Here is a 12581-nt window from a genome sequence, read left to right on the forward strand (position 1 = left end):
GAGGCCTTCGGCCTCAATCCATTTTTATTATATCATCGAGATATCGATAAGGTGTTTCTATGGTAGGGTTGTTCGGTACCAAAGGTATACGCGGAAGCGTCAGGGACGAATTCACAGTCGATGCTGCGATACAACTCGGGAAGGCCATAGGCAAATATTTCAACGGCACATTGGCAATGGTCACGGATGGACGTTCCGTGTCTGATATGATCAAATGTTCCGTATCTGCAGGGTTGACAGCTACGGGGTGTGATGTCCTCGATATGGGCATAATGCCCTTGTCTGTGATGCAGATGTATGTCGGCGACAAGGACAATCTCGCTGGAGGGATATCGATAATATCATTCGACGGCAGCGATGACATGGTTAGTGTCAAATGCATCTTCAGTGACGGCATCGAACTTTCCGAGGGCGGTAGATCGAAGATCGAGGCCAATTACAACGATTCCATAAGGATGAAATCTGCATCGGAGATCGGACATATCGACGTCGTGGAGAAGATGGCATATCGCCCATATCTGGAATCCATCATGAGGAATACGGATATTCAACTGATCAAAAGGGCTAATCTGTCCGTCGTGATGGATTGTGCGAACAGCCCATCATCGTTGGAGTTACCGGACATATTGAGGAGATTGGGTGTCAAAGTCGTGACATTGAATTCCGATCTCAGTGTGGATCGCCCAGGTAGGTCGGATTGGAAGTCACAGGATGACATAATCGATCTCATGGAATTGACCAGGATAAACGGTGCGGATCTAGGGATCGCCACCGACATCAATGGCGATCGCGTGAAATTCGTCACTGATGAGGGCGTGCACATGGAGGTCGATCAGGTGATCGCCATCATATCGAAGTACATCCAATCCGCACATCCTGGTTCTGCGATCGTTTACACAGTGGATTCATCCAATAGATTGGAGAATATAATCAAAGAACAGGGCGGAGTGCCCGAACAATCCCAATCGGGTACATTGAGGGTCATCAGCAAGATGAAGGAGACGTCCGCACCATTCGGGGCTAACGGTTCTGGAGGATACATCTTTGCGAATCATCAATATTGTAGGGATCCTGGGATGGCGATAGTTAAGATGTTGTGCGCCATAGCAAAGAATGGTCCGCTCAGTGTGCAGATGTCGGAATTGCCCAGATACACTGTGGAGAGAAGGGACATTGACTGTCCGGAAGGGATGAAGGATGCTGTGATGGACATGATCTCCGAATTGCATGCCATGTACGCGGTCAAATGTGCTGATGGCGTCCATTTCAAGATGGATGATGGAACGGTCTTCATCAGACCATCCGGTACCGATCATAAGATCAGACTGATGGCTGAATCATCTGATATCGATACTGCAAAAGAGTTGGCAGATACCTTCTCTGATGATATAGAGAGATACATCAACACTTGAGGTTCTTTCCGTACACTGCAATGACTTCTTTGATGTATCTTGCAGCGAGCATGGATGTTATGCCGCTTGGATCGAATGGAGGCGCTACCTCTACGACATCGAATCCTACAAGACGGTCTCCAGCCATGTTTATGAGTTTCTTCACATCGAGTGGGTGCAGACCGAACGGTTCCGGTGTACCTGTGCCTGGTGCGAATGCGGGGTCGATACCATCTATATCCAATGTGATGTAGACCTTTTCATTCTTCACGGTATCGAGTGCTTGTTTGATTGCCCATTCCATACCTTTATCATGGATCTGATACGCATCTATGTACGGGATGACAACATCGGAATCTAATTCCTCGTCGGATATCGAACGTACTCCAAGTACGAAGACATTATCGACACCAAGGTGCTCGGAAGCCCTTCTTGTGATACAGGCATGACTGTTCTGGATGCCCATGTAGGTGTCCCTGTAATCCAGGTGGGCATCGACGGATATGACTGCGATATCCTTCTTCTCGAAGCTTTGGATGATGGGGATGTTCACAGCGTGGTCCCCGCCCATTGCGATTGTGAACTTACCGTCATCAATCGCAGGTTTCATGACGAATTTCACTTCGTCGATCATATCTTCTGGATAGAAGAAATCATCACAGTTTCCATAATCGTAGACATTCAGTTCTCTCTGGTGTCTACCATGTTCAAAATGTGTCGCTTCGAAGTTATAGGAAGCGCGCCTGATCGCACCGGGTGCTTCTCTAGCACCTGGTTTGAAACAGGCTGTTTTATCATACGGGATGCCGTAAATGCAGATGTCTGCATCATTGTAGTCCGATTCCGCATCAGCAAATCCGGTCCCGAAAGGCATGTCACTCGCCTCACAGAAGTTTCATTCTGTCCATCGCGACGATGTACAGGATCTCTGCTCCAGGCTCGAGTGAACACTCGTGGTCATCATTGATCTCGATGACGACCTCCTGGTTGGTCTCTGCATCAAGGACCGAGACTTCGGATCCGTTCGTGTACAGGATCGTTGCCTTCCTCTTATCGATGAGAGGTACCTGACATTTCGTGCTGACAGGGCCGACCAATGATTTCTTTGCACCGGTGAAGATGCTGGTCGCAACGATGTTCGCCTTAGCGGATCCATGTTTTCCAGGTTTGGATGTGTCGATAGATACAATCTTACAAGGTTCGTCGTCGATGTTGACATACCTTCCGACTTTCAATTCTCTGATCTCTTTGGTCTCCCAATCTGCCATTTCAATACCTCATTTTACAGCATGTGGGCTGAGAAATACCTTTTGTTCACCCCAGAGGGTAGGCGGATTTCACGTTGTGCACACATGATTATCTGGCGCACCCATATCCCTATTTGTTTATAAGGGTTATCGATGGCCCCTTAATCCTTCTCCTCATACATGAATTTCTGACAGAACGGTATCAGCATGCAACCGATCGCGTTACCTACCAACACCACCAGGAGGAACAATAAACCCTCAGAGAATGCGAATGCGCTCGCATCACCGAAGAATCCGGCCCAGAAGTAGAACATATCTGCGATGCTGTGTTCGAATCCAGCCATTATGAAGGTCGGGACACATAACATCGCAGCAAGGAATTTCTTCTCCCTCTTGTAGTAGTCGACAGCTATGTACATCAGTATTCCACAGAGGATACCTTTGAACAAGACCCTGAGATAATCGACGTCCTCTAATTTGCCAGAGAACAACGTGGATGAGAATTCCGCTATGTTGACGGGGGCGATGTAACCCAAGACCATCGCTCCGATGAAGTTACCGAGGATGACTACAAGCACGTACGGTATGTAGTCGATCTTGTTGTTGACAGCATAACCGACCTTCCCTGTGTACAGATCGAATCCGAACATGAATACGGAACAGAGGCCGACAGCGAACAGAATTGAGCCAACCCATGGGACATTGTATTTCGGTAGGCTACAACCGATGAATACGCACCCACCGATACCGATCGCCATCCCTGCTAAAATCGATCTCACAAGAGATCTTTCATAGTATCTTCTCGATTCCATCTGATAACACCGAATCCTGTAATGCGATGATGTTACGAAGAAGGGATAGATAAATGATGATGGTCATGCTCTCATTCGCTAGGATGGTGCGAGAGGTATTGATCCATGATCGCGATGGCGGTCATCGCTTCTACGACTGCCACGGCACGCGGTACGATGCACGGGTCGTGTCTGCCTTTGATGGATATCGCGGTATCCTTCATCTCATGGAGATCGATGGTATGCTGTTCCTTCGATATGGACGGTGTCGGTTTGAATGCGACATTGAACGTCAAAGGCATCCCGTCGCTCATGCCTCCGCATACTCCTCCCATGTTGTTGCTCGATGCGGATACCTCCCCACCCATCATGTGATATTGGTCGTTGCTCTCTGATCCCTTCATTTCAGCGATGGAAAATCCCTTCCCGAACTCCACGCCTTTCACACCAGGGATCGAGAACATCATCTTGGCGATCGTCACATCCAGCGCATCGAACCATATCCCTCCGAATCCTATTGGTAATCCATTCACCATGCATCCGACGACACCTCCAACGCTGTCGCCATCTTCGGATGCTGACAATATGCGTTCAGTCATCATGGAGTCGTATTCTTTCGAGATGGAGCGCGTCACGAATGATCTTGATGCATATACCTCATCGAACGTGTGCTCATTCTCGTCCTTGATGTCGGATATCTGTTTGGTGTATGCGGCGATCCCGATACCTTTAGCTCTGAGATATTGTGATGCGATCGCGCCTGCCGCTACTAGCGGCGCAGTCATCCTTCCAGAGAACTGTGCGCCTCCACTGATATCCATCCCTTTGAATCTGATGAGAGCGGGAAGGTCAGCGTGTCCCGGCCTCGGTTTCCTGTTGAATTCAGAATATGATGTAGGATCTTTGTTCTCATTCCTTATCGTGAGTATGACATAACGTGATGTCACGACATCATCGGATATCCCGGAATCGAAGATGACGTCATCAGTCTCTTTTCTTGATGTGCCTATTCTGTCAGATGGTCTTCTGAGATCCATCGATCTTTTGATGTCGTCGATATCGATGTGCATACCAAGGGGCAATCCTTCGATCACACAACCTATGCGATCGGCATGACTCTTGCCGAAGAGGGAGACCTTCAATCTATCGCCTGTTGTGTACATATCAACACCTCATCCCGAGAGAACGCATATGTTCTATGAATCTTGGGTAGGAAACATCCCAACAGTGGTCATCTTTCATTGATATCGGACCATCGGATACCAACGAAGCGATGGAAGCGGCCATCATCAATCTGTGATCCCCTCTGTGATCGACCCATCCGCCCCTGAGATGTTCTACGCCTTCGATGATGCAACCATCATCGGTCGGGCGGATATCGGCCCCCAATGTATTGAGCATATCGCTCACAGATTCTATGCGATCGCTCTCTTTGAAATGTAATTGTGGTGCTCCATGGAGTTTGCTCTTTCCGTCCGCTGTGCATAGGAGAACAGCAGCTATCGGGAAAAGGTCAGGTACGTTCGAGATATCTATGTCGCACGCTTTCGGATGTCCATTGTGCGTACAAGTGATCACATCGCCATCGATATCAACGGAACATCCCGCCATCCTGAGGATGTCCACAATCTTTTTGTCACCTTGTTGGTCGGACATATCCAATCCTTTCACTGATGCCCTGCCAGACAATCCTCCGGCCACTAGGGGGTAAGCGGCGGATGAGAAATCTGATGGGACTACGTAGTCGCATGGAACATAACTCTGTGGTTCCACATGGAATCCAGAATCTGTTCTGATGATGTGGATTCCGAATCTTTCCATCATATCTGTGGTGATATCGATGTAGGGTTGCGATACGATATCGCCTTCCAGTATGATGTCCATCGGTCTGCCGACTAATGGGGACATCATCAACACGGATGAGATGAATTGGGATGATGTACTTCCATCGATGCATATCCTGTTCCCTTCAACGGGTCCTCTGATCCTTATCGGTGCTTTACCATCATTCGACTCGCAACGTACTCCACAACCCTTCAAAGCATTAAGAAGCGGTTCCATGGGCCTTTTCATCACGGAGTCATCGCCAACTATTGTCGTTTCCGAATCGAACAATGCAGCGATCCCTGTCATGAGCCTCATGGTCGTACCCGAATTCAGTACATCGACAATCCTGTTGGGCGCATGTATCTCTTTGGATTCGATGCAGATGCGATCATCCGCCCAATCGATGGATGCACCCATAGTGATTATGGCATCCGCGGTCGCTCTGGTATCCAATGAATCGAGTGGATTGGTTATAACACATTTTCCACGGGAGAGTGCTGCCAAGATGATCGCTCTGTGTGTGCAACTTTTCGATGCGGGTGCAGATATGGTGCCGTCGATCTCTCCTCCTGAGAATGTGATATCCATCATCTCGTCCTCGTGAGTATGTAATTGGAACAGAATCTGTCCGCGATCTCCTTTCCTTTCCCTTTTTCGGTCAATGCGGCTATGGCTGGCCCTGTACCCGATACGCCTGCGGCCAATGCACCAGCCTTCAATGCGGATTCGGCGAGATCCGAAGTATCGCCGATTATTCTGCCGATGTACCTCCCATTCTCTGTTAGTACATTCAGATAATCCGATTTGATCGATGGGGCCATGGCCTGAAACATGTCGGATAATACTGTGTATTTTTCCTTTGGTATCTTTTCCTTCGGTGGAGATCCTGGTAGGCAGATTATAACGTCATATTCTGGAATTCTCATCCTGTTGATGATATCATCATTCTTGTTATCCGTGATGACAAGTCCACCGTATTCGCACCCGCAAGCATCATCGAAGGATCCCGTCACCGTGACATTGCATTCTCTGGCGCATCTGACGCCGAGTCTGATGATATCAAGCATCTCCATCCTCTCTCCCAATGCATCTAGAACTGCAGATATTGTTGCATTGCACACGGAACTAGAGCTTTTCAATCCTATGGATGGAGGGATCTCACTGATCACCTTGAGAGAATAGTCGATAGGTTCTTGATCGATCGATTCCAAAGTCCTTTTTACGCATGTTCTGACAAGTTTGGTATCGACATCAGGTCTATCGACGAGCGTTATCGTCGTTGTATCAGAATCGGAGAATTCGACATCCGTGGTTAGTTCTATGCCTATGGTGGAACCGATGCCGCATGGGATAGCATTCATCACGGAAATGGCACCATATGATCTTCCATGCCCTTTCATTGAATCGCCCTCCTCATGACGTCGACGTCAGGTTTCCTGTCGAACCAAAGGTGGAACGATTCCGCACCCTGTCCGATGAGCATCTCCTTGCCATCGACGAGTATAGATCCACTCTTCTTTGCCTTTTTGATCAAAGGTGTGTCGTGACCGTAAACCATGTCGAACACGATTTGTTCGGAATGAATATCATCGATATCTGCAGGATATCTTCCATCCACGAGGCCTATGGGCGTGCAGTTCACGATGATATCGAATGTCTTCACACTTCCACGGTATGGTGCGCATCCAAAATTATCGCAGATCATGTTCACTGTGAGTTCATTCCTTCCAGAGATGGAGACATCACATCCTGCATCCATGAAGGTGTATGTTGCCGCACGTGCGGCGCCCCCCGAACCCATGATGATCACATTCTTCCCTTTGAGATCGATGTTTGAGAATGCATATCTTATGCCTACGTGGTCGGTATTCTCGCCTTTGATCTCTCCATCATCATTGATCACAGTATTCACTGCGCCTATGCGTTCAGCGATCTCTGAGATGGAATCCATATGTTCGATGACCTTCTGTTTGTAAGGGATCGTCACATTCATCCCGCGGATGCCGTATCCCAAGACGACATCCCTGAGGTGTTCGATATCAGTGGAATCGAACGTTAGATAGATCCCTTTCACCCCTGCAGCTTTCATCGCCGCATTCTGCATCGAAGGTGAATCCGAATGTGATAGGGGATGTCCGATGATGCCTGTGATCACACGATCAGCTATGAGTCCTCTGACCTTGTAAGCATCCATCAGATCTGATAAAGTATGGATATCCATCTTAGGGAGGATATCAGAGCCACATGTGGAAATCTTCATCTAAATCTCCGAGATCGATTCATCGACGGAGATGCCGAAATGCCTTCCCCCAGTATCGATCCTCGCCAATATCTTGTCCCCTGGTCTCAGTTTTGTAACGGATTCGGAACCGTCCTTCTTAACCATCTTGACGGTCTCTGCATTCTGCAGTATGACGCTATATTCTTTCATTCCATCAGTGGCCGTCACCATCAGGAGCGGTCTTTTCTCGATCTTACATCTACCTATTGAAGCGACTCTTGTCCTGCCGCTTCCATTGCACAATAGTACATCATCGCCACTTCTCAATTCAGATAGATATCTCGTACCTCCATCAGGGACCTCTATGTAAGAATGGACGGCACCTGCGTTCACCCTGAAAGGTCTGCTTGCGACGTATCCGTTGTCCTCGCTCTCCGACTGTATTAGGAAAAGGCAGTTGGAGTATGAGCCTATGAGCATCCCCTCGCCTGGAGACATCATGCTGCAGGTATCGATACATACCCTGTCTCCCATCTCTACCCGTCTTACGGATACTACGGTGACCTCACTCAGATCTTCATTAGGACTTGCTGACAGTATCCTTTTGAATTCTGAAAGTTCGGTCGGATCGTTGATATCGATGATGATTCCGTCCACTCCCTTTTCCATCGTTGTGAGATACAGTTTAGCATCATCACTGTTCTTCGCGGATACGTACAACTCGGTCCCGCTACCATCGAATGCAGCGATAAGATTCTCCAATGGTATCATGGTCCAATCGGTCGTCTCTACGATGACAGCCTTCTTCTTCCCAGCCAGGGACATGACATCCTCCATGGATACTGGGCCGTCTATGCTCACGGATATGTACGAATGATCCGTGAATTCATTGTCATGAGTGTAGATCGCATCCATCCTGCCCAGTTCTTCGAAGCATTCGTCACCTTCCCTGAGGACGAATCCGCTGAATCCTGCTTCAAGACCATCGGTGATGTACCCTTTCCTCACATCCCGATCATCGGATCTATCTGCCCTGATCATCAGTCTTTTCATGTCGATCACTTGATGAATTCGGATGCTTCCTCAACAGAATAACCGTCCAATACGATGCTTGATATCGCCTTAGTTATCCCGTAGGTGTTCTTGTTCTGGAATACATTCCTCCCTATGGACACACCATGTCCTCCAGCCTCTATGGAATCGTGGACCATGTTCAATATGTCCATGTCCGAATCCATCTTCGGTCCGCCTGCGATCACGACAGGTGCTAATGCGCCTTTGCAGACTTCTCTGAATGAATCTATGTCTCCGGTGTAACTGACCTTCACTATGTCAGCTCCGAGTTCCGATGCTGCCCTGGCACAGTGTGCTATAGCACATGGATCGAAAGTATCTTTGATATTAGGGCCGCGCGGATACGCCATGATCATCAACGGCATCCCCCAATCGTTACACTGTTCTGATATTCTGCCTGCGGTCTCCAACATGGAGGGTTCATCCTCTGAACCGAAGTTGATGTGTATGGACACGGCATCCGCACCGCATCTTATCGCTTCTTCCACGGTCGTTATCTGGACCTTGCTGTTGCTTGTCGGACCGAGATCCGTGGATGCAGATAGATGTACGATGAGTCCAACATCCTTGCCCGATCCACGATAGGAGTATCTTATGAGTCCTTTGTGCATGAGTACGGCAGTCGCACCACCTTCGGAGACATCATCGACGGTCTGTTTCATATCTATCAGTCCCTCCTGAGGGCCGATTGATATCCCGTGATCCATAGGAACTATCACGGCATTGCCGGTCTTCCTATCGGTTATCCTCTCCATCCTTATGCTCTTCCCGTACATCTTAGATGCCTCGTACCTTCGATTCTATCCTTCTACATCTTATTTATTGTCATCTGCAAGATGCTGTCTGTCCGCATTTCCGATCGCGGGTAAGTTTCCGCTATCTTCATTCATCAATCTCGATTCGGATTCCACGGCTTCGGTTATGAGTGCTGAAGCGACAGTTTTCATCGTATCTGCACTCAATCCTTTCGATACGCCTTCATCGATATATCTGGTGATGACCTTTTTCTCAACCTCAAGATTCCTCAGAGGTTCATTTGTTTCGATCTTGACCTTAGCGATCTCTTCCGCAAGTGCGGTGCGCTCTGCGATCAACTCGATGATCATCGAATCCTTCTTTCTGATCTCCTCTCTGAGTGTTTCCAAGTCCATGCTATCACGTTAGTTGAGTTGTTCTGTGACCCCTTTCACCGTTACGCTGTGAAACATGATGTCTGATACAACAGACATCATGCTCTTACATTTTTGTATCGAGATGTGTCCTTTCTGAGAGTTACCACTCAGTTTGATATGGATATGATCGAGAGCCCAGGCTCTTGTTATGATATGATGATAAGATGGCGCGGAGAGGGAGATTCGAACTCCCGGGGAGAAACTCCACCGGTTTTCAAGACCGGCGCCGTGGGCCAGGCTTAGCTATCTCCGCTTGGATTGTTGGTATATCGTCATTATATAAAAGCGATAGGGTCGAGGTCATTTTTCCTGAAGAATCGCAGATCTGATGCTTGGATAAGTACGAAAATAACGTCATTCATCAAAGAATCTGGTCACATCGGCCAAAGGATCCGTGGACAACTTAGCTCCGAGTTTCGAGGCATATTTGGAACAGCGGTTGTCGAATATGACGGCCATTCCCCTGTCCGTCTCCGTTCTTATCAGACGTCCGATGGCTTGTTGCATCTTCCTGAGCGCCGGTACTTCGGATGTATAGCGCCATCCTACTCCTCTACCATATTTCTGATCGAACAGGTCGGACATAGCCCTCGTTTCGAGTGTCGGTGGAGGGTATGGTATGCCGACGATTATTGCAAAGCACAGTTCTTCTCCCGGAAAATCGATGCCTTCTGCGATGGATCCCCCCATCACTGTGAAGAACACTCCATTCCTTCCTTTCCTGAACTCGTTGAGTGCTTTCATAGTCATCTTCTGTTGGCCGGACTCCTCCCAATACGCGTCCTTCTTCACATCCCTGTCAAGGAATGGGCGCATCTTGCGCATCATGCTGTATGACGGGAAGAACACCAAGGTGTTCTTGTCCACATTATTGCAGAGTTTGGCGATGTTCTTCTCCATTCTGGAGAATATCGATGGATCCTTCTGCATGTCCTCATATCTCGTGGTGACATTGCCGAGATAGATCACAGATCTGTTCTCGGGCGGGAATGGTGATGGGTAGATCTTGGTGACGGTATCGGCAGGCAATGCCATGACTTTGACGTATTGTTCCAATGGTTGCAATGTACCCGACATGTGCACCACGCCTTTGGTCCTTCTGAGGAATGTCGTTACCTCAAATGGATCGATGCATGCGGCATGTAGTGATTCTCCATCTTCGTCCACCTTCACGGATTTGATGTACTTGTCATGAGGGGACATGATCCAATCCTTCAGGTCCGAACCTAGTGTGTAGATGTCGGATATCCTGTTCTCGCCTCTCTCCATGAGGGCTTCGGTCCTGTCCTCTCCCAGTGATATCATCCTATCTATCGCGATCTCGAGTTCGTTCCTGTTCAATTCGAATTTCTGACCGAGTCTATTCTCGATCTCGTCATTTGCGATAAGACACTCCTTCTTGGTCAATGTTATCTTCTCATTTGCTAGGGATCTGAGGATGTTCTTCATCTCCTTGACGAAAGGCATCAATGTGACATTATCGAATAATGGGGGATCGCCTTTCATCGTCGTGGATTCATCGATGGCTGCTTCGATGAGTTTTATGTCTATGGTGTAGCTCTCTTGTTCCCTGGCGGCATCTATGATGTTGTGGGCCTCATCCACTATGATCACGATGTCGGAACCATCGCTCTCCATATTCCCGAGGAATCCATCCCTGATGTCATCAGATAGGATGTGCACATATGGCGCTACGATGACATCCACATTCTTGAGGAGCATCTTCTTGGTCTCGTATGGACAGATGTTCCTATCCTCACAGAATCTGTCCAATTCATTGGATGTAGGGAATGAGTTGTGACAATAACTCTCGACCTCACCCAATCTATCCATCAAGCCTTTGAAGAAGGGACAACCTCCGTTGCCGCTGTTTGCTTTCTTCTTGTTGTCTTCGCATAATGCCGATAGGACGGAGGGGGGCATCTTCTCATAATCGGACATCGTCCTGAGGTATGGGCATGATCTCCCTCTACCAGTGACCGTGAGTCCGGATACCCTTCTCAATTTGGATATCGCACGTAATTCCCTCATTACCTGGTCGCTCTGTGATATCGTTCTCGTAAGGTACAGGATCTTCTTGTGCGTCCGAAATGCGTGATCGACTGCGGATGCGAGTGACACGATCGTCTTTCCTGTACCCGTTCCCGATTCAAGCACTATGTGCTTGCCTTCGTCCAGGGCGTTGGTGATATCCTTAACGATCTGAACCTGTATCGGCCTTGGAACATATGGGAAACAGGGGAGGTTCGGATCCTCCTTCTCTATGACATTCGGTTCTGCTTGTGGTATCATCTCTATGACATCATCAAGATCGTCATAGGATTCATCATCCACCTTCCGTCTGCATTTCATACAGGTATCCTTTCCAGGCATGATCAAGCTACCACAATGAGGACAGAAGGCGGTCATGTGACTTCCAATATATGGGTTTGATATAACGGTTCCGTCAGATGTGTCCTTAACGTAGCAAGAATCACAGGATGTGATGGCGTATCGGCTATCGCTTTGTTCACAATCGTATTATATCGCGCCATCGTTAACACGGCACATGGATAGCGGACCCAGAGCGGATATCAAGACACTTATTGTAGATCCGGAGACTTTCATACAGGAATTGAGCGATGAGAAGGTGAGGCTTCTCTTGATGGAATTGGAGATGTTGATGGAGGAATATGAGAGGGAGAACACGATAATGTATCTTGCCAGCAATTATTCCAGCAACAAGCACTTGGCGTTCTCGGCACTCAGAGCTATGCATGACTATGAGATCAAAGAATTCCAGGAGATAACAAAGAAGAAACTCTTGGAAGAGATCAAGAGAAGGAAGGAAGCGAAGAAATCCGCACTCTGATCCGATT

13 protein-coding genes and 1 tRNA gene are annotated in these 12581 nt (G+C 48.1%); 2 read left to right on the plus strand and 12 right to left on the minus strand.

What is annotated here, in order from left to right:
* The first annotated feature begins 59 nt into the window (after window positions 1–59).
* The gene (locus ACI2NF_RS03315) at window positions 60–1412 is read left to right on the plus strand and encodes a hypothetical protein (protein ID WP_400147802.1); all 1353 of its coding nucleotides are present in this window, start codon (window positions 60–62) and stop codon (window positions 1410–1412) included.
* Here ACI2NF_RS03315 and speB read toward each other — a convergent pair.
* The 12 genes from speB to ACI2NF_RS03375 form a co-directional block, all read right to left on the minus strand.
* Window positions 1402–2265, minus strand: a complete 864-nt coding sequence (gene speB, locus ACI2NF_RS03320) for an agmatinase (protein ID WP_400211057.1) — start codon at window positions 2263–2265, stop codon at window positions 1402–1404. The genes ACI2NF_RS03315 and speB overlap by 11 nt on opposite strands.
* Window positions 2266–2275: 10 nt before the next feature.
* Window positions 2276–2659, minus strand: a complete 384-nt coding sequence (locus ACI2NF_RS03325) for a translation initiation factor IF-5A (RefSeq protein ID WP_177971449.1) — start codon at window positions 2657–2659, stop codon at window positions 2276–2278.
* Between the two features lie 140 nt (window positions 2660–2799).
* Complete coding sequence (locus ACI2NF_RS03330; RefSeq protein ID WP_400211058.1) at window positions 2800–3450, minus strand: formate/nitrite transporter family protein; 651 nt, start codon at window positions 3448–3450, stop codon at window positions 2800–2802.
* A 71-nt stretch (window positions 3451–3521) separates the two neighbouring features.
* Window positions 3522–4592: a chorismate synthase gene (gene aroC / locus ACI2NF_RS03335; RefSeq protein ID WP_400211059.1), complete on the minus strand. Its 1071-nt coding sequence runs from the start codon at window positions 4590–4592 to the stop codon at window positions 3522–3524.
* A 1-nt stretch (window position 4593) separates the two neighbouring features.
* Window positions 4594–5844 (minus strand): 3-phosphoshikimate 1-carboxyvinyltransferase, encoded by a 1251-nt coding sequence (gene aroA / locus ACI2NF_RS03340; RefSeq protein ID WP_400211060.1) that lies wholly within the window; start codon window positions 5842–5844, stop codon window positions 4594–4596.
* Complete coding sequence (locus tag ACI2NF_RS03345) at window positions 5844–6656, minus strand: shikimate kinase (protein ID WP_400211061.1); 813 nt, start codon at window positions 6654–6656, stop codon at window positions 5844–5846. Before ACI2NF_RS03345 ends, aroA begins: the two co-directional genes overlap by 1 nt.
* On the minus strand, window positions 6653–7516 hold the full coding sequence (gene aroE / locus ACI2NF_RS03350) for a shikimate dehydrogenase (RefSeq protein WP_400205210.1): 864 nt from the start codon (window positions 7514–7516) through the stop codon (window positions 6653–6655). Before aroE ends, ACI2NF_RS03345 begins: the two co-directional genes overlap by 4 nt.
* Complete coding sequence (locus tag ACI2NF_RS03355; protein ID WP_400211062.1) at window positions 7517–8518, minus strand: 3-dehydroquinate synthase II; 1002 nt, start codon at window positions 8516–8518, stop codon at window positions 7517–7519. It lies immediately after the preceding gene.
* Between the two features lie 17 nt (window positions 8519–8535).
* Complete coding sequence (locus ACI2NF_RS03360; RefSeq protein WP_400206716.1) at window positions 8536–9327, minus strand: 2-amino-3,7-dideoxy-D-threo-hept-6-ulosonate synthase; 792 nt, start codon at window positions 9325–9327, stop codon at window positions 8536–8538.
* Window positions 9328–9366: 39 nt separating this feature from the next.
* Window positions 9367–9702: a chorismate mutase gene (locus ACI2NF_RS03365; RefSeq protein WP_177971456.1), complete on the minus strand. Its 336-nt coding sequence runs from the start codon at window positions 9700–9702 to the stop codon at window positions 9367–9369.
* Between the two features lie 186 nt (window positions 9703–9888).
* Window positions 9889–9976, minus strand: a tRNA-Ser gene (locus ACI2NF_RS03370).
* 101 nt (window positions 9977–10077) lie between these two features.
* The gene (locus ACI2NF_RS03375) at window positions 10078–12075 is read right to left on the minus strand and encodes an ATP-dependent DNA helicase (RefSeq protein WP_400211063.1); all 1998 of its coding nucleotides are present in this window, start codon (window positions 12073–12075) and stop codon (window positions 10078–10080) included.
* A gap of 196 nt (window positions 12076–12271) precedes the next feature.
* On the opposite strand from ACI2NF_RS03375, the gene ACI2NF_RS03380 reads away from it, so the two are divergent.
* Window positions 12272–12574 (plus strand): hypothetical protein, encoded by a 303-nt coding sequence (locus ACI2NF_RS03380; RefSeq protein WP_177971458.1) that lies wholly within the window; start codon window positions 12272–12274, stop codon window positions 12572–12574.
* The last annotated feature ends 7 nt before the right edge of the window (window positions 12575–12581 follow it).

This window comes from Candidatus Methanarcanum hacksteinii, from assembly GCF_964305265.1.
GTDB classification, from domain to species: Archaea; Thermoplasmatota; Thermoplasmata; order Methanomassiliicoccales; family Methanomethylophilaceae; genus Methanarcanum; species Methanarcanum hacksteinii.

What these genes read in the sequence shown, in the direction of transcription:
- ACI2NF_RS03325 (WP_177971449.1), bottom strand. Translation starts at nt 2,659, where the DNA reads ATGGCAGATTGGGAGACCAAAGAGATCAGAGAATTGAAAGTCGGAAGG.
- aroE (WP_400205210.1), bottom strand. Translation starts at nt 7,516, where the DNA reads ATGAAGATTTCCACATGTGGCTCTGATATCCTCCCTAAGATGGATATC.
- speB (WP_400211057.1), bottom strand. Translation starts at nt 2,265, where the DNA reads ATGCCTTTCGGGACCGGATTTGCTGATGCGGAATCGGACTACAATGAT.
- aroC (WP_400211059.1), bottom strand. Translation starts at nt 4,592, where the DNA reads ATGTACACAACAGGCGATAGATTGAAGGTCTCCCTCTTCGGCAAGAGT.
- ACI2NF_RS03345 (WP_400211061.1), bottom strand. Translation starts at nt 6,656, where the DNA reads ATGAAAGGGCATGGAAGATCATATGGTGCCATTTCCGTGATGAATGCT.
- ACI2NF_RS03360 (WP_400206716.1), bottom strand. Translation starts at nt 9,327, where the DNA reads ATGTACGGGAAGAGCATAAGGATGGAGAGGATAACCGATAGGAAGACC.
- ACI2NF_RS03355 (WP_400211062.1), bottom strand. Translation starts at nt 8,518, where the DNA reads ATGATCAGGGCAGATAGATCCGATGATCGGGATGTGAGGAAAGGGTAC.
- ACI2NF_RS03330 (WP_400211058.1), bottom strand. Translation starts at nt 3,450, where the DNA reads ATGGAATCGAGAAGATACTATGAAAGATCTCTTGTGAGATCGATTTTA.
- ACI2NF_RS03315 (WP_400147802.1), top strand. Translation starts at nt 60, where the DNA reads ATGGTAGGGTTGTTCGGTACCAAAGGTATACGCGGAAGCGTCAGGGAC.
- ACI2NF_RS03375 (WP_400211063.1), bottom strand. Translation starts at nt 12,075, where the DNA reads ATGAAATGCAGACGGAAGGTGGATGATGAATCCTATGACGATCTTGAT.
- ACI2NF_RS03365 (WP_177971456.1), bottom strand. Translation starts at nt 9,702, where the DNA reads ATGGACTTGGAAACACTCAGAGAGGAGATCAGAAAGAAGGATTCGATG.
- ACI2NF_RS03380 (WP_177971458.1), top strand. Translation starts at nt 12,272, where the DNA reads ATGGATAGCGGACCCAGAGCGGATATCAAGACACTTATTGTAGATCCG.
- aroA (WP_400211060.1), bottom strand. Translation starts at nt 5,844, where the DNA reads ATGGATATCACATTCTCAGGAGGAGAGATCGACGGCACCATATCTGCA.